Below are 22,980 nucleotides of genomic sequence, written 5' to 3'. Positions count from 1 at the left end.
GCAGGGATCAGACGGGCAGCGGTCAGACGGGCAGGGCTGAGCTGGTTGGAGGCGCGCGATGACGGCGCTCGGTCCCCTGTCCGTACGGCTGCCGGCGAGCCGGGCGACCAGGCGCAGGGGGTGGGCGCGCCTCGCCTTCCTCCCCGCCTGGGGGCTGGTGCTGCCGGCGGCCGCGTTGTCGGCGATCGGGCTGCTGCTCGTGTGGTCGGCCACCCGCAACGAGCCGGGCTCGACGCTGCCGCAGCGGCAGGCGCTCAGCGTGGGCATCGGCTTCGTGCTCATGTGGGCCGTCTCGCGGATCGACCTGCGGGTGCTGCGGGCCTACGTCCCGGTGCCGTACCTGCTCGGGCTGGCCGGGCTGGTCGCCGTGCTGACCCCGCTGGGCCGCACGATCAACGGCTCGCACGCCTGGATCGTGCTCGGTGACGGGCTGCAGTTCCAGCCGTCCGAGTTCGCCAAGGCGGCCACGGTGCTCGCGCTCGCGACGGCGCTGGGCGAGCCGCGCGACGGCGAGCGCAGGCCGGGCGCCGGGGCCGTGCTGCTCGCCCTGGGCCTCGCCGCGCTGCCGGTCGGGCTGATCGCGCTGCAGCCCGACCACGGCACCGCACTCGTCTTCCTGGTGCTGACCACCGGGATGATCGTGGTGTCCGGCGCGCCCAAGAGGTGGTTCGCGGCGTTCGCCGCCGCCGGGGCCGCCGGACTGCTCCTGGTGTGGCGGCTCGACCTCATCCGGCCCTACCAGCTCCAGCGCCTGATGGTGCTGGCCGACCCGGACGCCGACCCGATGGGCATGGGCTACAACGCCACCCAGGCCAGGATCGCGATCGGCTCCGGGGGCCTGCTCGGCAAGGGCCTGTTCCACGGCGAGCAGACGGCGGGCCATTTCGTGCCCGAGCAGCACACCGACTTCATCTTCACGGTCGCGGGCGAGGAGCTCGGCTTCCTCGGCGCCGCCTGCGTGATCCTGCTGATGCTCGCCCTGCTGTGGCGCGGCCTGTGGATCGCGGCCAAGAGCCCCTCGCCGTTCGGCAGGGCAGCGGCCGGCGGGGTGGTGTGCTGGCTGGCGTTCCAGACGTTCGTGAACGTGGGGATGACCATGGGCCTGCTGCCGGTCGCGGGGCTGCCGCTGCCGTTCGTGTCGTACGGCGGTTCGGCCACGATCTCCAGCCTGGCGGCCGTGGGGCTGCTGGCCGCCGTGAACCGGCGTACGCGCACACCTGCATAGGGCACCCTTGGAGGAATGCGCAGCAAGCTCGGCGGACGGGTGGCCCAGGCGGCGGAGATCGCCCTGGCCACCCGCAAGTACGTGACCCCGATCGACGTCCTCACCGGCCTGCGGTGGCTGCACGACCGCCATGTGGAGACCTGGCGGCAGGGCCGGGCCGACAGCCTGGAACGGCTTGCCGCCGTGGACACCGGCCGGATGGCCGAGGCCCTGTCGCATCTGCGCGCCTGGGCCCTGTCCCGCGACCTGGTGGAGAGCGAGGCGGCGTACACGGCGGGCACCCGCGACCGGCGGCCGCTGCGCTTCACGGCGGCGGGCGACGAGGACCTGGAGCGCGCCTTCCGCGTCCACTGGCTCTCACCGGAGCTGAGCGAGGCGCGGCGGCGGCAGATCACCGAACGGCACAGCAAGGCCCCCGACCTCGTGGCCGTGGCGTCGCCGGACGCGTGGACCTGCGCCGGATGCGGGGACACCGGGCCTTATCTGATCATGGAGGACGACCGGCCACACTGCCTGACCTGCGCCGACATGGATCACCTGTGCTTCCTCCCGGCGGGGAACGCGGCGCTGAGCCGCCGCGCCAAGAAGGAAAGCGGCCTGTCCGCCGTGGTGGTCCGCTTCAACCGGCGGCGCAAGAGATACGAGCGGCTCGGCGTCCTGGTCGAGGAGGAGGCGCTGACGCGGGCCGAGGAGCAGTGCCTGGCCGACGAGGAGGCGCGGCTGCGCCGCCGCGAACGCGACCGCGAGCGCCGCGCCGATGAGGACGCCGAGTTCCAGACGAGGATGGCGGCGCAGATCCGCCGCCTGTTCCCCCGCTGCCCGGCCGAGCGGGCCGAGGCCATCGCCGCGCACGCCGCCGTGCGCGGCAGCGGGCGGGTGGGCCGCACCGCCGCCGCCCGCGTGCTGGACGAGAACGCCATCACGCTCGCCGTGATCGCGAGCGTGCGCCACCTGGACACCGACTACGACGAGCTGCTGATGGCCGGGACGCCGCGGATGACGGCCCGCGAGCGGATCCGCCCCCGGGTCGAGGAGGTCCTGACGGCCTGGCGCGCGTGAGCGCTTCCGGCGAACCCTTCAGCGGACGCGGCCGACCATCTGGGCGTACATGCGCCCGGGGCTGGGGACCGACGACGGGTTGAGGAAGCCCGGCAGCGGGGGCAGGTCGACCGCGAACGGCTGCAGCCGCTCGAACAGCGTGTGCGCGTCGGGCGGCCGGTTGTCCGGCTCCTTCTCCAGCAGTTCGGCGATGAGACGATCGAGCTTGGCGGGGACCCCGGAAACCCGGGGCGGCCGTTCCTTCACCTGCTTGTCGAACACGGCGTACTCCGTCGGCCCGGTGAACAGCTGGTTGCCGGTCAGCATCTCGTGCAGCACGCAGCCGAGGGAGTACAGGTCGCTCTTCGGCCCGGCGACACCCCGCTGGATCTGCTCGGGGGACATGTACGCCGGAGTGCCGAGGATCTGCCCGATCCGGGTGAACTGCGCCGTCAACCCCGCGACGTCCGCCTCGCGCAGCATGGCGAGACCGAAGTCGAGCAGCTTGACGCTGCCGTCCGGGCAGAGCATGAGGTTGGTCGGCTTGAGGTCGCGGTGGCAGATCGACAGCTCGTGGGCGGCGGTCAGCACGGCGCACGCCTGGGCGGCGATCGCCGCGGCCCACGGCACCGGCAGCGGGCCGTGCTCGCTCAGCAGGTCGGCGACCGTCACGCCCTCGATGAACTGCATGACCTGGAAGAGCCGCTGCTCGTAGGTGCCGAAGTCGTACAGCACGGGCGCGCCCGGATGGTCGAGCTTCGCGAGGATCCGCGCCTCGCGGATGAACCGGCGCTGCAACTCCTCGTCCGGGCCGTCGGGCAGCCGCAGGAACTTCACCGCCACCTTGCGGTCGAGCCGTCGGTCGTGCCCGCCGTACACGGCGCCCATACCGCCCTGCCCCAGGGGGAGGTCGTCCAGCTCATACCGGTCGCCGATGACCATGCGCCCCTCCCGTCGGCCTATCGGGGAAAAAGCTACCGGATTCGTCCGCGGTGCTCGGGCTCAGCGGCCGGGTGGACAGGACTCTCTCAGCTGGGAAGCTCCACGCCGCGTCACCCATGGGGGCGGAGGCGTCCGTCGATCAGCCCATCGACGCCGAGGCGGGCGAGCGCCTCCCCAGCGGCGGCCGCCTCGCGCAGGCCGTCCTCCAGGGCGAGCAGCCGCCGGAAGGCCGTGCCGTACGTCCGCTGGACGGCCAGGGGCAGCTGGGGGACGCGGGCCCGGCGGGCCTCCACGCGGCTGCTGCCCAGATGCGGCCGGCCGCCGCCCGCCGCGTAGCGCAGGAACCCGGCCAGGAACTCCGGATCCACCTTGTCTGGATCGACGCGGAAAAGGCTGAGATGGGGGCCCAGGACCGCCCCCTCCCCCGCGACCATCCGCGCGGTGACGGCCGACGCCACGACGTCTCCCGGTCGTACCGCGACCAGGCCGGGGGTACGCGGGATCCGCCGCGACGGCGCCGTCCCGGCCGCGACGTCGTCGGCCGTCAGCACGGGCACCCCGCCCTCGGGCACCTCACCCTCGGGCACCCCGCCCTCAGACGCCTCGCCTTCGGACGCGTCGGCGGGCAGTGCCCGCAGCGTCGAGTGCCTGATGGTGACCAGCCCGGATCTGGCCATCTCGGCCACCGTCGCCCACGACGCGTCCCAGCCCGCCGCGCCGCCGGTGAGCACCTCCAGGTCGGGCACGTCGCCGGCCAGCGCCGCGACCGCCTCCAGGAAGCGCTCCCTGGCCGCGGGAAAGCCCCGCGTGTCGACCCGGGGTGACAGGTGCCGTGCCGGGCTCACGTCCACCTCGTCGTCGAGGATGTCGATGATCCTGACCGTGCGGCCACCGCGCGGGAGCTCGCTCTTCGCGAGGTGGGCCCGCCAGACCGCCTCGACGGAGGCCGGGTCGTCTCCCGCGTCGGCCACCAGGATCGCCCCGGGCTGCCGCTCCCCGGGCTCGGGACGGCGCAGCAGCCACAGGTCGGGACCCCCGGGCGCCAGTGTGAAGACCGCGCGCAGCGCGCCCGTCCGCAGCAGGTTCGCCCGGATGCGGCGTCCCGGGCGGCGGCTCGCGGCGGCGCCCGGCATCAGGACGGCCGCCAGCCCGCCGGGCCGCACGTGGGCGAGGCAGTGCTGCACCCAGGCCAGCTCCGGCTCGCCCCGAGGGGGCATGCCGTACTGCCAGCGCGGATCGCCGATGAGATCCTCGTGGCCCCAGGCCCGCTCGTTGAACGGCGGGTCGCACACCACCGCGTCCGCGAGCGCGTCCCCGAGCCCGTCCATCGGCCGGTCCGGAGGAAACGCGTCGTGCCGCAGCGCGTCCCCGGGGAGGACCCGGGCGTCCCGCCCGCGCAGCAGCAGCCGCAGCGCCGCGAGCAGCGCGACCGTCTCGTTGGCGTCCTGGCCGAGCAGCCGCACCTCGTCTCCCGCCCCACCGGCCCCGGCGGCGTCCAGCAGGAGCGTGCCCATGCCGCACGCCGGGTCGAGCACCGTACGCGCCTCCGTGCAGGCCAGCCGGGTCATCAGGGCGGCGACGTCGGGCCGGGTCAGTGCCAGCCTGCGGCTGTGCGCCTCGGCGTACCGCTCGCAGAGGAACTCGAACGTGCCGGCCACGCCGTTCCGCTCGGCCATCCCGGCGACCAGCCGGAGCAGGCCGGGCTCGACCGGCGTCGCGTCCCCCGCACGCGGGGGCAGGTCGGCGGTCGTCTCGGCCACCGCGCCCGGGAGCCGTACGGCGAAGTCGGGGGCGGCGGACAGCCGCTTCCAGCCGTCGGGGTCGCGGAGCGTGTAGAGCAGGAACGCCCCGACCTCCCCCAGCACCTCGCCCAGGCGCAGGTCGTCGGCCGACGCGCGCAGCCGCTGCCAGACGCGGTCGCCCTGGGACACCTCGAACGACTTGCCGTTCCTGCGCAGCCACGCCTCCACTTCGGGGAGCGAGAAAAGCGGGCTGGAGGCGGTACCTCCGACCGGTTGGGGGAAGTCCTCGTACCGGCGGCGCCAGTTGCTGACCGCGGCCCTGCCGACGTCGGCGAGCCGGGCGATGTCGCCCGCGTTCACGGTCGCTTCGACCGCCGCTTCGACGGCGGCCTCGAGCGGGCTGACGGCCGGGCGCGCCGTCGTGTCCGCTGTGTTGTCGGCCTGGGCGTCGTGGCTCATGGACATGAGACTAGCACCGTGCTTGTGAAGTCACTCAACCAATGGTTTACTCAAAACCATGACGCACAACCGTATTCGGTACGCCGCTGGGTCGGACGTCGGGCGTTCGCGTGCCAACAACGAGGATTCGGTGCACGCCGGCGAGCGCCTGCTCGCCATCGCCGACGGGATGGGCGGGCACGGACACGGCGAGGTCGCCAGTGCGGCCGTCATCTCCACACTGGCCGGGCTGGAGGACGGTCCGGGTCCCGCCGACGTCGTCGCCGCCCTCGCGGACGCCGTACGGGAGGCGGGGCAGCGCCTGGGCGACCTCGCCGCGCAGGACCCGGCGCTCGAGCGGATGGGCACCACGGTCACCGCGATGCTGTGGGACGGCCACGGGAAGTTCGCCCTGGCCCATGTGGGCGACTCGCGGGCGTACATGCTGCGTGACGGCGCGCTCTACCAGATCACGCGCGACCACACACTGGTGCAGTCGCTGGTGGACGACGGCCGCATGAGCCCCGACCAGGCCGCCCGCCATCCGCGCCGTTCCCTGCTGCTGCGGGCGCTGGAGACGAGCGGCCTGGCCGAGCCCGACCTGTCGCTGCGCGAGGCGTTCCCGGGCGACCGCTATCTGCTGTGCTCCGACGGGCTCACCTCCGTGCTCGAACCCGAGGCGCTGCACCACGTGCTCACCACCGTGGCCGATCCGCAGGAGACGGTCCACCGGCTCATCGAGCTGGCCAACGAGGGCGGCGGACCCGACAACATCTCGTGCGTGATCGCCGACGTCGAAGCCGCCGACGCCTGACACCTCCCCGTCCCGCGGCCGTCAGCGGGCCGGGGCGTGATCACCTTCCAGCCGGGCGAAACGGCCGCGAGATCTCCGCTCCTCGCCCGAGCGGTGCGCACGGACGGACGTCAGACGGCCCAGCCGCCGTCGACGTTGATCGTCGCGCCGGTTACGTAGCGTCCGCCGTCGCCCGCCAGGTGGGCCACGGTCTCGGCGATGTCGTCCGGCTGCGCGTAGCGGCCGAGGACCGTCAGCCCCCGGACCGTGTCGGCCATGGGGCTGTCCGCCGGGTTCGAGGCGGTGTCGGTCGGGCCGGGGTTGACGAGGTTGACGGTGATGCCGCGCGGCCCGAGGTCGCGGGCGAGTCCCTTGGTCATTCCGGTCATGGCCGTCTTGCTCATGGCGTACAGGGCGAAGCCCGGGAAGACGGTCCGCTCGGCGACGTTGCTCCCGATCGTGATGATCCGGCCGCCCTCGGTCATGTGGCCCGCCGCCGCCCGCGCGGCCAGGAACGGCCCGCGCACGTTGGCCGCGAGCGTACGGTCGACCTCGTCCGGCCCCAGTTCCTCGATCGGCGCGACGTGGAAGACCGCCGCGTTGTTCACGAGGACGTCGAGCCGGCCGAACTCCGCGGCGGCCTCGTCCACGGCCGCGGCGACCGCCGCGGCGTCGCCGTTGTCGGCCCGGATGACCAGCGCCCGCCGGCCCATCCCCTTCACCTTCTCGGCCACGGCGGCCGCGCTGTCCTCGTCGCGCTCGTAGGTCAGCGCCACGTCCGCGCCGCGCTCGGCCAGCTTGAGGACGACCGCCGCGCCGATTCCCCGGCCACCCCCGGTGACCAGGGCCGACTTGCCGTTCATGTCGTTGATTTCGTTCATGGTGTCGAGCATGGCGACAACGGCGCCGGGAGGTCCGGCGGCGATCGGACCTGGCGTTCGGGCCTCGCCGTCAGGCGCCGCGCGCCCGGAACGCGGCCGTCTTGACCCGGTTCTGGCAGGCCGTGGAGCAGAAGCGGCGGGTGCCGTTGCGGGAGGTGTCCACGTACACGCGGTCGCAGTGCGGCGCGGTGCACACGCCGAGCCGGTCGTGCAACTCGCCGCCGAGCACCACGGCGAGGCCGGTCGCGCAACTGGCCGCGTAGTTTCCGGCCAGGGTGCCGCCCGCGCCGTGGAAGTGCAGGTGCCAGGGCTCCCCGTCGTGCCGGTCGAGGTGCGGGCGCGCGTCCGTCTCCGCCAGCAGTCCGTTCACGGTGAGCGCCGCCGCGTCCACGTCGCCTCGCGTCACCGCCTCGAACACGCCGCGCAGCCGCCCCGCGACCTCGGCGAGCGCGCCCGCCTCCGCCTCGGTGACCGTCGGCGCCCGCCTGTCGCCGGTCGCGAGAACGCCGGCGACCGCGGCGGCCCGCGCCTCTCCCGTCGGCGGCTCGTACGACCGGCCCCGCGCCTCGCCTTCGGTCAGCGCGTTGACCAGGCCGACGGCGACCGCCACCACGCCATCAGTGTGACTGTTGAAGTTCACTTGACCAGTTACGTCCTTGCGTTCTACGTTGTAACTGCCGAAAGCATACACGCCAGTTACAAGGAGACGGCATGCTCACGTTCGACGTGGCCACCCGGTGGATCGATCGTTGGGACCGCCAGCAGGAGGGCTACCTCCCCGACAGGGAGGAGCGCTTCACCGCGCTGATCGACGCCGTCGAGGGCGGCGTGGGCCGCCCGGATCCCCTGGTGATCGACCTCGGCTGCGGCCCCGGCTCGCTGTCGGCCCGCCTGCTGGACCGCCTGCCCCGGGCCAGGATCGTCGCGGTCGACGCCGATCCTCTGTTGCTGTCGCTCGCCCGGGCGGCGTACGGCGACCGCGACGGCCTGCGCCTCGCCGACCTGGACCTGCGCGAACCGGGATGGAGCCAGGCGCTCGGCCTCGACCGCCCGGCCGACGCGGCGGTGAGCACGACCGCGTTGCACTGGCTGGCCGAGCACGACCTGCGCGCCGTGTACGCCGAGCTCGCGACCGTGCTGCGGCCGGGTGGGCTGTTCCTCAACGGCGACCACTTCAGCTCCGAGGACACCACTCCCGAACTGGCGCGGCTGGAGCGGGCCGTCCACGAGAGCGAGGAGCGGCGGCGCTTCGCCGACGGCCGTCCCGAGGACTGGCGCCAGTGGTGGGACGCGATCGCCGCCGACCCCGAGCTCGCCGGTGTCGCGGCGCCCCGGCCGGCCACCGCCGCACACCACGGCTCGGAGTCGCTCCACCTGTCCACTCACGTCGAGGCCCTCCGGGCGGCGGGCTTCGCCGAGATCGGGACGCTGTGGCAGCGCGGCGACAACCGCCTGCTCTGCGCCGTGCGTCCGTAGTCTCCCCCGCCCGCCGATCTCCCCGGCCGCTCTGTCCGGCGGCCTGCCGGGGTTTGCCCGCCGGGTCGCCGGAAAGACGGACGCCATGACACCGACCGTGCTCACCGTCAACGCGGGTTCCAGCAGCCTCCAGCTGCATCTGGTGCGGGACGGCCGCGTGCTGCGCACCGAGCACAGCGAGCACGGCCCGGATCCCTCCGCGGCGGAGCGTACGCTGTCGGACTTCCTGTCCGGGACGGACGCCGAGGTGACCGCGGTCGGTCACCGGCTCGTCCACGGCGGCGAGGCCGTCCGCGCGCCGGCGGTCGCCGACGACGACGTGGTGAAGGCCGTGCGCGGATACGCCGACCTCGCGCCGCTGCACGTGCCGCCCGCGCTCGCGCTGGTCGAGGCGGCCCGGCGGGTGCTGCCGTCCGTCCCTCACGTGCTGTGTCCCGACACCGCCTTCCACGCCGGGCTGCCCGCCGCCGCCGCGACCTACGCCCTGCCCGCCACGTGGCGGCGCCGGTGGGGCCTGCGCCGCTACGGCTTCCACGGGCTGTCGTACGCGTGGGCGACGCACCGGGCGGCCGAACTGCTCGGACGCCCGGCCGAGGAGGTCAACCTGGTCCTCACGCATCTCGGCGGCGGATGCTCGGTCTGCGCCGTGCGGAACGGCCGCAGCGTGGACACCTCGATGGGGTTCACGCCGTTGGAGGGCGTGCCCATGAGCAAGCGCTCCGGCAGCGTCGATCCCGGCATGCTCCTGTGGCTGCTGTCCGGCTCACGCCTCACGCTGGAGGAACTGCGCGACGGGCTGGAGCACGACTCGGGCCTGCTCGGGCTCTCGGGCGGCCTGTCCGGCGACACCCGCGACCTGGTCGCATCGTCCGAGGAGGCCGCCGCCTTGGCGCTCGACGTGTTCGCCTACCGGGTGAGCCGGGAGATCGCCGCCTCGACCGCCGCCCTCGACCGGCTCGACGCGCTCGTGTTCACCGGTGAGATCGGCTGGGACCAGCCCGAGGTGCGCGAGGCGGTGTGCGGCAGGCTGTCGCTCCTCGGCGTCGAGCCGCCCGCCGTCGACGACGTGGACCGGGATCGCGTCGTCAGCCCGCCGGACGCCCGCCTGCCGGTCCTCGTCGTACGGCCCCGCGAGGAGCTCCAGGTCGCCCGGGAGACCCTCGCCGCGCTCGGCCGTCCCGCTGGTGGAGGCGGGCGGCCGTAGAATCCGCAGACATGCGCATCTTCACCGTGGACTCCTTCACCGACCGGCCGTTCCGGGGCAATCCCGCCGCGGTCTGCCTCCTCGACGAGACCGTGCCGGACGAGTGGATGCAGGCGGTGGCCGCCGAGATGCGCCATTCGGAGACGGCCTTCGTGCTGGAGCGGGACGAGGGGCCGCGCTCGCTGCGCTGGTTCACCCCCGCGGTCGAGGTCGCGCTGTGCGGGCACGCCACCCTGGCCACCGCGCACGTCCTCTACTCCCTGGGGGAGTCGGGGCGGCTGGAGTTCGACACGAAGAGCGGCGTGCTCGCGACCGAGCAGGCGGACGGCGGGCTGATCGCGATGGACTTCCCCGCGAAGCAGGCCGCGCCGTGCCCGCCGCCGGACGGCCTCGCCGAGGCTCTCGGCGTCACGCCGGTGTGGACCGGCCGCAGCGAGTTCGACCTGCTGGTCGAGGTCGGTTCGGCCGAGGAGGTCCGGGCCGCCGACCCCGACATGGCGCGGCTGGCCGAGGTCGAGGCCCGGGGCGTCATCGTGACGGCGTCCGGCGAGGGCACCGCCGCCGACTACGTCTCCCGGTTCTTCGGCCCCCGGGTGGGCGTGCCGGAGGACCCCGTCACCGGTTCGGCCCATTGCGTGCTCGCGCCGCACTGGTCGGGCAGACTCGGCCGGGACGCGCTCGTCGGGGAGCAGGTGTCGCGGCGCGGCGGAACCGTGCGCACGACCCTGCGCGGCGACCGCGTCGAGCTCGCCGGGCACGCCGTGACCATATGGTCCGGCGAACTGGAGGTCTGACCTCCCACCGCCGCCCGCCTGCCGCAGGAGACGGACGCTTCCCGAGAGCCGCCCGATGTCAGGAGGCCGGCACGGCGAGGGCGGCCTCGATCCGCCGGACGGCGGTGATCGCCCCGAACGCCAGCAGCCGCACGAGGTCGGCGTCGGACCGTCCGCCCCCGGCCTCCCGCCAGGCGGCGACGTCGGCGTCGGTCACCCGATAGGGCGCGAGGGCGGCCAGCAGGGCGAGCCTGGCCGCCGGGCGCTGTGCGGGTGCGACGTCCGCCAGCGGACCGGACGGCCAGCCGGACAACGCAGGGTGTTCGCCGTCCCAGTCCGCGACGGCCTCCACCACCGCCTCCCTGGCCGTGTCGCCCAGCAGATGGACTCCCTCCCCCGCCGCGGCCAGCAGCGCGGCGAACGCGGTCCCGGCCGGGGTGCCCGCCGCCCAGGCCGGGACCGGGCCCGACGGCAGCCCACGCAGCAGCGGCAGCGCCTCGCCATGCGGCAACCTGCGGCGTACCGTCCTGGCGAGGGCCCTGCCGCCCAGGCCGCGTACGAGCCGGGACCGCTGCAGGCCGGCGGGCAGGAGGTCGTCGGTCAGCAGCGACGACACCATCCGGTTGATGAAGTGGAAGGCGAGGGCCGTGCCGATGACCTCGGCCGCGTGACCCGGCGGGGACGGTGGCGCCTGCCCGGACGTGGCCGTGCCGGTGGCCCAGGCGAACAGCCGGGCGTGCTCCGGATCGGACGGCTTCTCCCCGCGCGCGACGGTCTCGGCCAGCTCGTGCTCGCCGGTCGCGTGCAGCAGCACGGTGTGCGCGTCGACACAGAACGGGCACTTGTTGGCGAGGGAGACCCCGGTGGCGACGACCTCCTTGGCCGCCCTCGGGGCCTGCCCGGCGAGCAGCGACTCACGCAGCATCGCCCATGTGGGAGCGAGCACCTCGGGAGCCGGGGACAACGTCAGGAACAGCGGCATGCGGGCAATGCCGAAATCACGGGCGATCTGGGCGTAGACCTGGGCGATCAGCCCGGCCGCCGCCTCCGTTGGCACCGGGGTCACATAGCGATATGGCGTCGGCATCTCGGCCTCCTCATCGGTCGTGCTGTCATGCGGACCGATCCTGCCGAGCGCGGGCGCCCCCGTCGTCGTACGGCGGAAGGCGTTCCCAGCCGCTCCCGGCGCGGCTGCGAGGTGGCGGCCGTACTACGGCGGGAGTAGCGCGGGATCGGTCCGCCGGGAGGAGGCGGCGCGAAACGGCTCGGTCTACCCTGCTGACATGGACGGCGATCGCGGACGGCAGGCGTCCCCCAGCCCATTGGCGTCCCCTGACTCACCGGTGATCGTGGACGCACCGGCGTCGCCCGGCCCGCGGGCGTTCGCGGACCTGTTGGCCTTCCCCGACGGACCGGCCCTCTCCGGCGACCGGATGGAGGCCGGGCCCCGCCGCCTTCCCCGGTTCTACGCCTCGGATGCCGCGATCGCGGCTGTCGTGGCGGTGCTGCTGGCGGTCGCCACCCTGCTTCCGGGCTCGCCGAGCGGCCCCGCGCAGCTGGGGGTGGTGGGCTACCTGCTCCTGGTGGGCGGGTCCGCCGCCCTGGCCGCGCGGCGGACGGCGCCCGTGACGGCGCTCGTCGTCGCCGCGGCCTGCATGCTGGTCTACGCCCTGCGGGTGCATCCCGAGACCGCGACCGTCTTTCCCCTCCTGATCACCGTGTTTTCCGCGGCCACCGCGGGCCGGCGCCTGTGGGCGGCGTCGGTCAGCGCCGCCTACCTCTCCGGTGTCCTGCTGGTGGAGCTGTCGGACCTCGGCACGCGGACCCCGCGCGACGTGGTGGACCGGGTCGGCCTGCTGGTCGGCTGGTTCGTCGCCGCCAACGTGGCGGGGGTCGTCTCCCGGCAGCGGCGGGCGTACCTGCGCCAGGCCGAGCAGCGCGCCGTCGAGGCGGAGCGCACCCGCGAGGAGGTCGCGCTGCGCCGCGCCGGCGAGGAACGGCTGCGCATCGCCAGAGAGCTGCACGACTCGCTCACCCACAGCATCTCGATCATCAAGGTGCAGGCCGGCGTGGCCGTCCATCTGGCGCGCAAGCGGGGCGACGACGTGCCGGCCGCGCTGCTGGCGATCCAGGACGCGAGCGCGGACGCCATGCGGGAGCTGCGCGCGACGCTGGAGGTGCTGCGCGAACCCGGCCCTGACGACGCGCCCGGCACGGCCCGGGCCGACAGGATCGGCGAGCTGGTCGAGCGGGCGCGGTCGGCGGGCGTGCCGGCCACGCTCGCGATCAGCGGCACGCCCCGCGCCCTGCCGCCCGAGGTCGACCTGGCCGCCTACCGGATCGTGCAGGAGTCGCTCACCAACGTGGCGCGGCACGCGGGCCCCGCCTCGGCGTCCGTGCACGTCCGCTACCTGCCCGACACCCTCGTCGTACGCGTCGAGGACGACGGCCGGGGTCTGCCCGCCGCGGCGACGCCACGACACGGAGCGGACGGGACCTCCGAGACGGGCACCGTGGCCCAGCCGGAAGCGGTTCGTGTGGGCGTCGGGCTCACCGGCATGCGGGAGCGGGTGTCCGCGCTCGGCGGGCGGCTCCAGACCGGTCCAAGGGCGGACGGCGGTTTCACCATCCACGCCGAGCTGCCCTTGCCGGCTGCGGAGGGAGCGGCGTGATCAGGGTGCTGCTGGTGGACGACCAGGCGCTCATCCGGGCCGGATTCAAGGCGCTGCTCGACGCCGAGGACGGCGTGGAAGTGGTCGGCGAGGCGGGCGACGGCAGCCAGGGCCTGGCGCTGGCCGAGCGGCACGTCCCCGACATCGCGCTCGTGGACATCCAGATGCCGGTGATGGACGGCATCGAGACGACCCGCCGCATCGCCGCCGATCCCCGCCTGGCCGCCACCCGGGTGGTGATCCTGACCAACTACGGGCTCGACCGCTACGTGTTCGACGCGCTGCGCGCGGGCGCGAGCGGCTTCCTGCTCAAGGACACCGAGCCGGTGGAGCTTCTCCAGGCGATCAGGGTCGCGGCGCGCGGCGACGCCCTGCTGTCCCCGGCGGTCACCCGGACGCTCATCAGCGAGTACGTCTCCCGCCCGCCGGACGCCGTGCCGACGGCCGCTCTCGAGGAGCTCACCAACCGCGAACGGGAGGTCGTCGCCCTGGTCGCGCGCGGCCTCACCAACGAGGAGATCGCCGCGCACATGGTGATCAGCCCGTTCACCGCCAAGACCCACGTGAGCAGGGCGATGACCAAGCTCGGTGCGCGAGACCGTGCCCAGCTCGTCGTCTTCGCCTACGAGTCCGGCCTGGTGGTCCCCCGGAGTTCCGCCAAGCGCGGCTGACGGGGGATCTAAGATCGCGCTCATGGGTCTGCGTACGCCCGCGGCCGTGGTGCTCGCCCTGCTCTCGCTCGCGGCCTGCTCCCCCGGCGGACCGCCGGGGCCGGAGAACCTGGCCGCACGCGTCAACCCGCTGCCCGCCGGCGTCGGTGGTGATGGGCCCGGTGGTGAAGGACACGGCGGGGCCGTCTTCCTCGCCCGCGTCCCCGACGAGACGCGGGACGACATGCTCGGCCTGATCCGGGTGGGCCGGTTCGGCGACGCGCTGGCGAAGGGCACCTGGGTCCGCCGGCACGTGGAGGTCGCACTGGGCGACCCGGCCGCTCCCATCGCGGTACGCGGCCTGGCAGGGGATCCCCGCGACGCCGTCCTGGTCTCCGGCGACGTGGTCGACGCGACGCTTCCCGCTCACGTCTTCGTCGAGGGGACGTTCCCCGTCGGCCCCACCGTGTCCGCGACCACCGGGCGGTGCCTGCTCGTCCGTACGGACGGCCGGATCGAGCAGCCGGGGCCCGAGGCGCAGTGCGAGCGCGCACCCAACGGGGGCGTGTACTGGTACGGCCCGGGATCGACCGACGCCGGCGGCGTCGACCTGCGCGACGGCACCGCGACCCCGAGGACCTCCGTGCCGGCGTTTCCGGTGGCCGTCTCCCCCGACGGGCGCTACCTGGCGTCGCTGCGGGACGACGCGCTCGTCATCACCGGCACCCGGGACGGCACCGCGGTGACCGTGGGCCGGTCGAGCCGCGGCGCCCCCGGCGCCTTCACGGGCGACGGGTACGCGACGATCCTGCGGCAGGACGACGGCGCGTCGGTGCTGGCCGTCGCCGGTTTCCACGGCAAGGTCCGCCGGCTGGTGGACGATGTCGGGCCGGCCGCCTTCACGCCGGACGGCCGCCGTGCCCTCGCGATGGCGGGCCGTACCCGGCCGCACCTGGTCGTGGCCGATCTGCGGACGGGCACGCTCACTCCGGTCAAGGGCTTCCCTACGGGCGACGGCAGCGTGAAGATCGCCGTCGCGGGCGAGCACGCGCTCGTCGCGGTGCTCGCCCGGAACACGGACATCGGTGACCCGAAGCCCGCCGAGGTGTGGGAGGTCGACCTCCGGCAGGCCCAGGCACGCCGGGCCGTCACCCTTCCGCGGGCCCGGCAGGCCGTGCCGCTCCCCGCCACCCCACCGGGAGGGCAGCCGTCCGGCCCAGGGACGGACACCCCGGGCGTGACGGGCATCCGCTTCGCGCCGGACGGCGTCGTGGTCGCCCTCACGTCCGAGGGGGTCACCGCGGCCGGACCGGCCGGAGCGTTCCCGGTCACGGCCCTTCCCGGGCGCCGGATCCTGTTCTCCGGTGACACTCGCGATACCGGCGACGGTGGCGGCGACAGCGGGCATGACGGCGATGACGGCTCGCTCACAGTGGTGAGCGAGCCGGGCGGCAGCGCGGCCACGTCGAGCACGGCGGTGAAGGATCCTGCGGCGCCGGTCCCGGCCCGGATCACGAGATCGTCCTGGCCCGCCTCGACGGCGGTGCCCCGCTCGTCCTCTATCGGGGCGTCGTCCTGGCCAGCGTCGACCTCTAGCCGCAGTCGCGGAACAGCGACCGGATCGCTCTCCGCGGGGACCCCACTCGCGGTTGCGGGACGGTCCGCGTACCGCCGGCCGGCCCGGGGCCCGCTCCGGACGCGTACCGGTCCGAGTCAGGCGTACCGCTCGCGCAGGCGGGCCGCCGCCTCGACCACGTTGGCGAGCGCCGCCTCGACCTGCTCGTACGAGCGGGTCTTCAGCCCGCAGTCGGGGTTGACCCACAACCGCTCGGCGGGCACCGTCCGCAGCGCCTCCGTGAGCAGGCGCTCCACCTCGCCGGCGCCCGGCACCCGCGGCGAGTGGATGTCGTAGACGCCCGGCCCCAATCCCCTGGGGAAGGCGCCGACCGCGCCGAGCAGGCGCCCCCGCGAGCGCGCCGACTCGATGCTCGTGACGTCGGCGTCGAGGGCGTCGATCGCGGCGAGGATCTCGTCGGCGTCCGAGTAGCACAGGTGCGTGTGGATCTGCGTGTGCGCGCTCGCGCCCGAGGTGGCCCATCGGTAGGCCGCGACGGCCCACGCCAGGTAGGCGGCCTGCTCAGCGCGCCGCAGCGGCACCAGCTCGCGCAGCGCGGGCTCGTCGACCTGGATGACGCGGATACCCGCCTCCTCCAGGTCGCCTACCTCCTCCCGTACGGCGTCGGCGACCTGGAACACCACCTCGCGCAGTGGCAGGTCGTCGCGGACGAACGACCACGCCACGATCGTCACCGGACCGGTGAGCATGCCCTTGACCGGCTTACTCGTCAGCGACTGGGCGTATCGCGCCCAGCGGACGGTGATCGGCTCCGGCCGCCGCACGTCGCCGTGCAGGATGGGCGGGCGGGTGCAGCGCGAGCCGTACGACTGGACCCAGCCGTGCCGGGTGACGGCGAAACCGTCGAGGTGCTCGGCGAAATACTGCACCATGTCGTTGCGCTCGGGCTCGCCGTGCACGAGGACGTCCAGCCCCAGCCGCTCCTGCAGCGCGATGACCTGATCGATCTCCGCGCGGACCATGCTCTCGTACGCCGCCGCGCCGATCTCCCCGGCCGCCAGGGCCGCCCGGGCCCGGCGCAGCTCGCCCGTCTGGGGGAAGGAGCCGATCGTGGTGACCGGGAGAAGCGGCAGCTTCAGGTGCTCGGCCTGCGCCGCGGCCCGTACGGCGTAGGGGGCTCGGCCCTCCGCCGTCCGGAGCCGGGAGGTGTGCGGACGCTCTTGCGCGGCGAGGTGTTCGGGCAGGTGACGACCGGGTGTGGCCGCGAGCAGAGCCGCCAGTTCGACCACCTCGGCGACCTTCTGCTCCGCGAACGCCAGCCGCCGCCGCAGCGCGGGATCGAGGCCGGTCTCCCGTTCCACGTCGTAGGGCACGTGGAGGAGCGAGCACGACGTGCTCACCACGACCCGCCCGGCGCGCTCCCGCGCGGCACGCAGCGTGGCCAGCGCGCGGTCCCGGTCGGCGCGCCACACGTCCCGGCCCGACACCACGCCGGCGACCACCGTCTTGCCGGCCAGGGCGTCCACACCGTGGGCCGTGCCCCGGACGAGGTCGAGGCCGACGGCCTCGACCGGCGTTCCGGCCAGCGCGGGCAGCGCGTCGCCGAGATCCCCGAAATAGGAGGCGACCAGCAGCGCCGGCCGGTTCTCCAGCCGTCCCAGCCGTCCGTACGCCGCCTCGACCGCGGCCGGCTCGGCGGCGGTGCGGTCGGTCACCAGGGCGGGCTCGTCCAGCTGCACCCAGCCGACGCCCTCCGCGGCCAGTTCGGCCAGCAGGCGCGCGTACACCTCGACCACGTCGTCCAGCCGGTCGAGCGGAGCGAAGCCGTCAGGACTGTCCGGCGCGGCCTGCGACAGCAGCAGGAACGTCACCGGCCCGACCAGCACCGGGCGGGTCTCCAGCCCCAGCGCGCGGGCCTCGCGTACCTCTGTCAGCGGCTTGGCGGCGTCGAGGGAGAAGACCGTGTCCGGGCCGATCTCGGGAACGATGTAGTGGTAGTTGGTGTCGAACCACTTGGTCATGCGCAGTGGGGCGATTCCCTCGGCGCCCCGGGCCATCGCGAAGTAGGTCGCCAGGTCGTCGTCGTGCCGGTAACGCCCGGGCACCGCGCCCAGCAGCACCGCCGTGTCGAGCACCTGGTCGTAGTAGGAGAACGTGTTCGACGGGAGGCCCTCCAGGCCGAGCGCGGCGAGCCGCCGCCAGGTGTCCGCACGCAGCCGCCGTCCCGCGTCCTCCAGCTCCTCCCGAGAGGAACGCCCCTCCCAGTACGCCTCCAGCGCCCGCTTCAACTCCCGGCGCGGCCCGATCCTCGGATATCCGAGCACGGTCGATGCGGGAAAGGACGATGTCATGCCGGCTCCTCGTTCGCCAGATCAACAGGACGCCCCGCATCCTCCCCGCGCCGCACCTGACAGAGCCGGATCCATTCACCCCCCTTATGGATCACTTCGACCGAGCCCCCATTCATAAGCACGGGCAGCCCTTAGGGGACCAGTACCGGGCGCTTGCGGCTGAGGCGGTCGGCGGTCCCCGGCCGTTCGGCTGAACCATCCGGCGAGCAGGGGCCGGACGATGGTCAACCAGATCTTTCGGTCGCCTGCGGCTGGCCCGCCCACTCGGCGATCACGTCGCGCCCGTGGGTGATGGCGAGGTCGAGTAGGCCCGGAAAGCGAGCGTCGAGGTCGTCTCGGCGTAGCCGGTTCAGGCGCCGGGTTCCCTGGTCTCGCTGATGTATCACTCCGGCCTCTCGGAGGATCTTGAAATGAGCGCTCTGGGTGGACTTGCTCACCGGTGTGGTGATGGTCCCGCACGCCAGCTCGCCATCGGGTCCGGCCTCTGCCAGGCGAGCGACCACACCGAGGCGCACCGGATCGCTCAGCGCCCCCATGACGCGAGCGAAGACCAGTTCCTCTCGATCAGGATGCACAAGATCGGTCGCTGTTCGGCTTGCCACACTGTCATGGTAGCCCACCATGTTCGCAAAGCCCGAACATGTGCTATGTTCCGGCTATCCGAACATGTGACGGCTAGGGGGCTGCTGTTGCTCAGCCGCCTGCACGCCGCCGGCGGCGGTCGCCGATCCGGTGGCCGACGGGGCGGATTACTGATCCCGATTCGCGGCGTGTCAGGCAGCGGCCGTAGCCGGCGACTAGCCGACGTTTTCCCGGGCTCCGACCAGAAGTGAAAACGGGCCCGCACAATGCCAAGGAGCGCACATGACCCAGACCGAAACACCGCTGCCCATTGACATGACCGACCGGTCTGGCGTGATTACCGGGGCGGGGAGTGGGATCGGCCGCGCGCTGGCCGAACAGTTCGGCCGGCGCGGTGCCCGGTTGCTGCTGGTGGGGCGCCGCGAGCAGGCGTTGCGGGAGACCGCCTCGGCGGTGGCGCGGGCCGGCGGCGCAGCCGAAGTGCTGGCCGCTGACATCACCGCCGAGGGGGCCGAGGAGAAGGTCGCCGACACTGCGCGCACGGTGCTGGGCAAGGTCGATTTACTGATCAACAATGCCGGCAACGTGCGCGCGGGCCGGCTGGAAGAGTGCGATGTAGCGGATGTGCGGGCGATGGTGGGTCTCAACTTGACCGCGCCGATCCTGCTCACGCGCGCCTTGCTGCCCGATCTGCGCGCGGCCGCCCAATCCGAGCGCTCCGCCGACGTGAACGGCCTCGGCCGGCGGCGCGACAGCGTCGTGCTGGGTATCGCCAGCGGCATGGCACTGCTCCCGCTGCCCTTTTACGCGACCTATGCGGCGACCAAGACGGGCCTGGCCGCGTTTGGTCACGCGCTGCGCCGGGAGCTTCACGGCACCGGCGTGCACGTCGCCACCTGGTATCCCGGGGCCACAGCCACGGCGATGATGGACAGCTCGGCCGCGGGGGAGGACCTGGGTTTCGGCCGCCGCCCGGTCGAAGAGGTGGTGACCGACCTGCTCGACGCGCTTGGCCGCGGCGAGCACGAGATCAACACCAGCCTGTCCACCCGGCGAGCCATGCAGCGGCTGCACGTCAGTGACCCGCTCGCCGTCGACGCCGCGCTCGGGCCCCAGCTGTCTGAACTCGAATCCGCTGTGCGCAACCACCGCAGCATCTGACCCGCGAACAGAAGCGCAGCGCCGCCACCGGCTGCGGCGTTCGGCACGGGCGTGGGATCGTCGGGCAGGGCGACCCGGGTGTGGATCGTCGTCGTGCCGGGGATCTATTGACAAGGCTTATGGGTCAACTCGACAGTTGGCCAGGGCTGTTCAGCGGGGGGCGTCCATGCGCTGTGTACCGATGACCGACAGCAGCCGTAGCGCCTCGTCGGACGGCGAACCGGGGACGGCGGTGTAGATGACCACCTGCTGGTCGCGGTCGGTGATGTCGAGGACGTCGCAGTTGACGGTGATCGGGCCGACCATCGGGTGCTGGAAGGTCTTGCACAGCGTGGGCCCGTCCGACACGTCGTGGGACGCCCACAGCCGCGCGAACTCCGGGCTCTTCGCGAGAAGTTCGGCCACCAGCCCGGTCACCTCGGGCGCGTCGGGATAGCGGCCGGCGGCGGCACGCAGGCGCCGGGCAGCGTGCTGGGCGAACTCGCCGGCGTCGGAGACCCCGTACAACCGCCGTCCCTCATGGTGCGGGCCGAGGAACACGCGGCGCACCAGGTTGCGGTCGCGCCGGGACAAGGCCGAGAAGTCCTCCATGAGGGCGGCCGCCAGATCGTTCCAGGCGAGCACCTCGAGCGTCGCGGACGTCACGAACGCGGCGGCCTGCGGCAGCCGCGCCAGCAGGTCCAGGATGCTCTGCCGCACCTCTCGCGAGGGCCCTGGCGGCGGGGCGGCCGGGGCTCCGGCGAGGTGATGGAGATGGGCGCGCTCGGCGTCCGACAGGCGCAGGGCCCGGGCCAGCCCGGCCAGCACCTCGCGCGACGGACGCGGACCGCGGGCCTGCTCCAGCCGCGTGTAGTACTCGGTCGAGATGAACGCCAGCTGCGCCGCCTCCTCACGCCGCAGCCCCGGCGTACGGCGCCTGGGCCCGGCGGGCAGCCCCACGTCGGCAGGGCTTATCCGTTCGCGCCTGCTGCGCAGGAAGTCGGCCAGTTCTCGTCGGTTCACACTTCCAGTGTGCACGGAGCGCGGAGGCGATCCAGGTACTGCCGATGCCTGGATAGGCCGCGCCCACCGGCGCAGGCTCACTGCCATGGACAACACAATCACCACCGGCACATCCACCCCCACCATGCCCGGCGCTCCTGGTCTGCTGGCCGGCAAGGTCGCCTTCATCAGCGGCGCCGGACGCGGTATCGGAGCCGCGGCGGCGCGGCTGTTCGCCCGGGAGGGCGCCCGGGTGCTGCTCGCGGCCCGGACCGAGGCCGAGCTGAAGGCGGTGACCGAGGAGATCCGGATGGCGGGCGGCACCGCGGACCATGTGGTGTGCGACCTGGCCGACGCGGCAAGCGTGCGGGCCGCCGTGGGCCGCGCGGTGGACCTGTACGGCCGGCTCGACGTCGCCTTCAACAACGGGGCGACCGGCCAGCAGCCCGGCCCGATGGACCGGATGCCGGAGGCCGGCTTCGACCGCATCTACGCCGTGAACCTCAAGGGCGTCTGGCTGGCCATGGTCGCCGAGGTGGAGGCGATCCGGGCCACCGCGGGCACGGGCGCCATCGTCAACAACTCGTCCGTCGGCAGTTGGGGAGGCAACCCGGAGCTCCCGGCCTACGCTGCGATGAAACGGGCGGTCAACAGCCTCACCGAGTCGGCCGCCGTCACCTACGGCCCCGAAGGCATCCGCGTCAACGCCATCGCTCCCGGCAACACGCTCACCGAGATGATGCGTGCCTGGGAAGCGGAGTCCCCCGGTCTCCAGGAACGGCTCACGGCGCTGACACCACTGCGCCGCGGGGCCGAGCCGGCCGAGATCGCCGAGGCCGCCGCCTGGCTGCTGAGCGACCGCTCCTCCTACGTGACCGGTGCCGTCCTGCGGGTCGACGGCGGCGCCGGGGTCTGAGCCGGGACAGAGATCCTCCCTTGCGGGGTTCGGGCCTACTGTCCCGGCTACCAGATTCGTCCGCGGCCCTCCGGCCCCTCGTCCGGTCCCGAGCAGATTCGTCGACCGTGCTTATGGATCAGGGCGACCGGCCGTGGGATCCGTACATGATGCTCGCGCCGCTTCTCGGCAGCGGCGCGGGCGGACCTGGCCCTGGTGTCGCATCGCTTTCCCCTCGTGTGCGCCGCATCACGTCGCATGCCATCTCGCTCACGAACGAAGAAGCCGGATGCCTGCAGTGCTCAGCCGTACCAGGTCACGTGAATAATCTCGACCAGGCGCCGGTACTCCACGATCAGGTAGGTGACCATGCCATAACCGCCGTCGCCGAACGTTCGCGTCCGCATCGGGGCGTCTGGCCGTGCACTGACAAAGGAGTGGCCGTTCCACGGCGCGACTTGAAGAAACACAGTCACCTCGTGGAACGCCGCGAGCGCCTCTGCGGGAAGAGCGGCGATCTGCTCGTCTACTTGCTTGCTCTTATCGACCGTGTACATCTAGAGGTCAAGTTCCACGCCAAGCTCGGATGCTCGTTCGGCCAGAACCTCCCGCAACGATCTCCCCTGGACATATTCGCCACGTTCGATCTGCTCTTGGACTCGAGCGCCGTGTTCCAGGACCGTTTCATACTCCCCGGTCGCCTTCATCCTGGCCATGTGCCACCAATGAGCGAGCAGGGCGTGCACCGGCGCGAGGTCCAGTTCCTCGGTGGCCTTGCCCATAGCCTGCCGGTAGTCCCTGTCGAAGTACTCGCGATCTTCCGGAGGAAGGCACGCGCGAATGTTACGCGGAGTCCGATCGCCCTTCAGGGACTCCACGATCTGTTCGGGCGTCCGAACGCCGATCAGATCGTGCGGCTCGGCCGTCATGCCGCTACCTCCTCACGCTTGTGGTACCCCGGCTGGTTGAGCGGTTCGAGACACCTCGCATCGAGCTTAACCGTCGGGGGCCGGCAGGATGGGCACCACGATGAGGAGGGCATGGGGCAGCGGATCAAGGCCACCTCACGGGAAGCGCGGCCCGACGACGGGGGCTGGGCGGTCAGGTCGCGTCGTAGGCGGCGGCCACTCGTTTGGGCACGACCATGCGCCAGGCGTCGACGATGAGTTCGCGCATCTCGGTCTCGTCGATGGCCGCCATCCTGACCCGAACCCACTGGTAGCGCTCGTCCGAGGGAAGGGGCATGAGGAACTTCTCCGGCTCGGAGGCCACGAGGGCCGCCCGCTCCTCCTTGGGGAACGCGAAGCCCATCAAGGTCTCGTCCGGGGAGATAGAGGCGTACACGATGCCCCTGATCCGGAACTTCACATGGTCGCGCACCAGCGCTTCCTCGGTGCGGGGCAGTGCCCGCGCGACCCGCCGCACGTCGTCCACCGTGACCATCAGGCGCCTTCCTCGACGCGGACGGCTCCCGCCGTGGCCGGCAATGAAAGATCGAACATCGTCACCGGACGAACGGTAGCCGTGGCCACCGACATTCCGCGCGACGCGATCTCCGTCGTCTTCATCACCACCGACCCCGGGCCGATCCCGTCACGCG

At 73.2% G+C, this 22,980-nt stretch carries 22 protein-coding genes; 10 read left to right on the top strand and 12 right to left on the bottom strand.

Going from position 1 to position 22,980, the window contains the following annotated elements:
* Positions 1–58 precede the first annotated feature (58 nt).
* Positions 59–1,225, top strand: coding sequence for a rod shape-determining protein RodA (gene rodA, locus HHX35_RS24495; protein WP_182901102.1), 1,167 nt, complete (start codon positions 59–61; stop codon positions 1,223–1,225).
* Between the two features lie 15 nt (positions 1,226–1,240).
* The gene (locus tag HHX35_RS24490; RefSeq protein ID WP_182901101.1) at positions 1,241–2,284 is read left to right on the top strand and encodes a DUF2293 domain-containing protein; all 1,044 of its coding nucleotides are present in this window, start codon (positions 1,241–1,243) and stop codon (positions 2,282–2,284) included.
* An 18-nt stretch (positions 2,285–2,302) separates the two neighbouring features.
* Here HHX35_RS24490 and HHX35_RS24485 read toward each other — a convergent pair whose 3' ends face one another.
* Positions 2,303–3,205 carry a serine/threonine-protein kinase gene (locus tag HHX35_RS24485; protein ID WP_182901100.1) on the bottom strand — a complete coding sequence of 301 codons (903 nt, stop codon included), beginning with the start codon at positions 3,203–3,205 and terminating at the stop codon, positions 2,303–2,305.
* 110 nt (positions 3,206–3,315) lie between these two features.
* A complete protein-coding gene (locus tag HHX35_RS24480; protein ID WP_182901099.1) occupies positions 3,316–5,406 on the bottom strand; it encodes an N-6 DNA methylase in 2,091 nt (696 codons plus the stop codon).
* Positions 5,407–5,464: 58 nt separating this feature from the next.
* Here HHX35_RS24480 and HHX35_RS24475 point away from each other — a divergent pair, with 58 nt between their 5' ends.
* On the top strand, positions 5,465–6,199 hold the full coding sequence (locus HHX35_RS24475; RefSeq protein ID WP_182901098.1) for a PP2C family serine/threonine-protein phosphatase: 735 nt from the start codon (positions 5,465–5,467) through the stop codon (positions 6,197–6,199).
* Positions 6,200–6,309: 110 nt separating this feature from the next.
* Here HHX35_RS24475 and HHX35_RS24470 read toward each other — a convergent pair whose 3' ends face one another.
* Together HHX35_RS24470 and HHX35_RS24465 are read right to left on the bottom strand one after the other, a co-directional pair.
* Positions 6,310–7,059: an SDR family NAD(P)-dependent oxidoreductase gene (locus HHX35_RS24470; RefSeq protein WP_259405363.1), complete on the bottom strand. Its 750-nt coding sequence runs from the start codon at positions 7,057–7,059 to the stop codon at positions 6,310–6,312.
* A gap of 70 nt (positions 7,060–7,129) precedes the next feature.
* On the bottom strand, positions 7,130–7,672 hold the full coding sequence (locus HHX35_RS24465; protein ID WP_310739273.1) for a CGNR zinc finger domain-containing protein: 543 nt from the start codon (positions 7,670–7,672) through the stop codon (positions 7,130–7,132).
* A 98-nt stretch (positions 7,673–7,770) separates the two neighbouring features.
* On the opposite strand from HHX35_RS24465, the gene HHX35_RS24460 reads away from it, so the two are divergent.
* The 3 genes from HHX35_RS24460 (at position 7,771) to HHX35_RS24450 (ending at position 10,533) form a co-directional block, all read left to right on the top strand.
* Positions 7,771–8,535, top strand: a complete 765-nt coding sequence (locus tag HHX35_RS24460) for a trans-aconitate 2-methyltransferase (protein WP_182901096.1) — start codon at positions 7,771–7,773, stop codon at positions 8,533–8,535.
* 85 nt (positions 8,536–8,620) lie between these two features.
* The gene (locus HHX35_RS24455) at positions 8,621–9,739 is read left to right on the top strand and encodes an acetate/propionate family kinase (RefSeq protein ID WP_182901095.1); all 1,119 of its coding nucleotides are present in this window, start codon (positions 8,621–8,623) and stop codon (positions 9,737–9,739) included.
* A gap of 11 nt (positions 9,740–9,750) precedes the next feature.
* Positions 9,751–10,533 carry a PhzF family phenazine biosynthesis protein gene (locus HHX35_RS24450; RefSeq protein WP_182901094.1) on the top strand — a complete coding sequence of 261 codons (783 nt, stop codon included), beginning with the start codon at positions 9,751–9,753 and terminating at the stop codon, positions 10,531–10,533.
* Between the two features lie 58 nt (positions 10,534–10,591).
* Here HHX35_RS24450 and HHX35_RS24445 read toward each other — a convergent pair whose 3' ends face one another.
* Positions 10,592–11,599: a carboxymuconolactone decarboxylase family protein gene (locus tag HHX35_RS24445; RefSeq protein WP_182901093.1), complete on the bottom strand. Its 1,008-nt coding sequence runs from the start codon at positions 11,597–11,599 to the stop codon at positions 10,592–10,594.
* A gap of 196 nt (positions 11,600–11,795) precedes the next feature.
* On the opposite strand from HHX35_RS24445, the gene HHX35_RS24440 reads away from it, so the two are divergent.
* Both HHX35_RS24440 and HHX35_RS24435 read left to right on the top strand, forming a co-directional pair.
* Complete coding sequence (locus tag HHX35_RS24440) at positions 11,796–13,184, top strand: sensor histidine kinase (RefSeq protein ID WP_259405362.1); 1,389 nt, start codon at positions 11,796–11,798, stop codon at positions 13,182–13,184.
* Positions 13,181–13,855: a response regulator transcription factor gene (locus HHX35_RS24435; RefSeq protein WP_139575761.1), complete on the top strand. Its 675-nt coding sequence runs from the start codon at positions 13,181–13,183 to the stop codon at positions 13,853–13,855. The genes HHX35_RS24440 and HHX35_RS24435 overlap by 4 nt, the downstream gene beginning before the upstream one ends.
* A gap of 1,692 nt (positions 13,856–15,547) precedes the next feature.
* On the opposite strand, the gene metE is transcribed toward HHX35_RS24435, so the two are convergent.
* Together metE and HHX35_RS24425 are read right to left on the bottom strand one after the other, a co-directional pair.
* Positions 15,548–17,761 carry a 5-methyltetrahydropteroyltriglutamate--homocysteine S-methyltransferase gene (metE, locus tag HHX35_RS24430; RefSeq protein WP_182901092.1) on the bottom strand — a complete coding sequence of 738 codons (2,214 nt, stop codon included), beginning with the start codon at positions 17,759–17,761 and terminating at the stop codon, positions 15,548–15,550.
* 224 nt (positions 17,762–17,985) lie between these two features.
* Positions 17,986–18,363: a helix-turn-helix domain-containing protein gene (locus tag HHX35_RS24425; RefSeq protein WP_310739272.1), complete on the bottom strand. Its 378-nt coding sequence runs from the start codon at positions 18,361–18,363 to the stop codon at positions 17,986–17,988.
* 262 nt (positions 18,364–18,625) lie between these two features.
* Here HHX35_RS24425 and HHX35_RS24420 point away from each other — a divergent pair, with 262 nt between their 5' ends.
* A complete protein-coding gene (locus HHX35_RS24420) occupies positions 18,626–19,504 on the top strand; it encodes an SDR family oxidoreductase (protein ID WP_220505843.1) in 879 nt (292 codons plus the stop codon).
* A gap of 150 nt (positions 19,505–19,654) precedes the next feature.
* Here HHX35_RS24420 and HHX35_RS24415 read toward each other — a convergent pair whose 3' ends face one another.
* On the bottom strand, positions 19,655–20,506 hold the full coding sequence (locus HHX35_RS24415) for a helix-turn-helix domain-containing protein (RefSeq protein ID WP_182901090.1): 852 nt from the start codon (positions 20,504–20,506) through the stop codon (positions 19,655–19,657).
* A gap of 85 nt (positions 20,507–20,591) precedes the next feature.
* Between HHX35_RS24415 and HHX35_RS24410 the strand changes: the two genes are divergently transcribed.
* Entirely contained in the window at positions 20,592–21,401 is an 810-nt protein-coding gene (locus HHX35_RS24410) for an SDR family NAD(P)-dependent oxidoreductase (protein WP_182901089.1), read from the top strand.
* Between the two features lie 281 nt (positions 21,402–21,682).
* Here the strand turns inward: HHX35_RS24410 and HHX35_RS24405 are convergent, their stop codons facing one another.
* From HHX35_RS24405 to HHX35_RS43720, 4 genes are all read right to left on the bottom strand, one after another.
* The gene (locus HHX35_RS24405) at positions 21,683–21,937 is read right to left on the bottom strand and encodes a hypothetical protein (protein WP_182901361.1); all 255 of its coding nucleotides are present in this window, start codon (positions 21,935–21,937) and stop codon (positions 21,683–21,685) included.
* Positions 21,938–22,309: a DUF6247 family protein gene (locus HHX35_RS24400; RefSeq protein WP_182901088.1), complete on the bottom strand. Its 372-nt coding sequence runs from the start codon at positions 22,307–22,309 to the stop codon at positions 21,938–21,940.
* A gap of 172 nt (positions 22,310–22,481) precedes the next feature.
* A complete protein-coding gene (locus HHX35_RS24395) occupies positions 22,482–22,823 on the bottom strand; it encodes an MmcQ/YjbR family DNA-binding protein (protein ID WP_182901087.1) in 342 nt (113 codons plus the stop codon).
* The gene (locus HHX35_RS43720; RefSeq protein ID WP_259405361.1) at positions 22,823–22,948 is read right to left on the bottom strand and encodes a hypothetical protein; all 126 of its coding nucleotides are present in this window, start codon (positions 22,946–22,948) and stop codon (positions 22,823–22,825) included. The genes HHX35_RS24395 and HHX35_RS43720 overlap by 1 nt, the downstream gene beginning before the upstream one ends.
* Positions 22,949–22,980: the final 32 nt, after the last annotated feature.

Source organism: Microbispora sp. H10830, from assembly GCF_014161375.1.
GTDB classification, from domain to species: domain Bacteria; phylum Actinomycetota; class Actinomycetes; order Streptosporangiales; family Streptosporangiaceae; genus Microbispora; species Microbispora catharanthi.
Note: the sequence above shows the minus strand (reverse complement) of the source record. Positions and strands in the feature narration are given on the sequence as shown.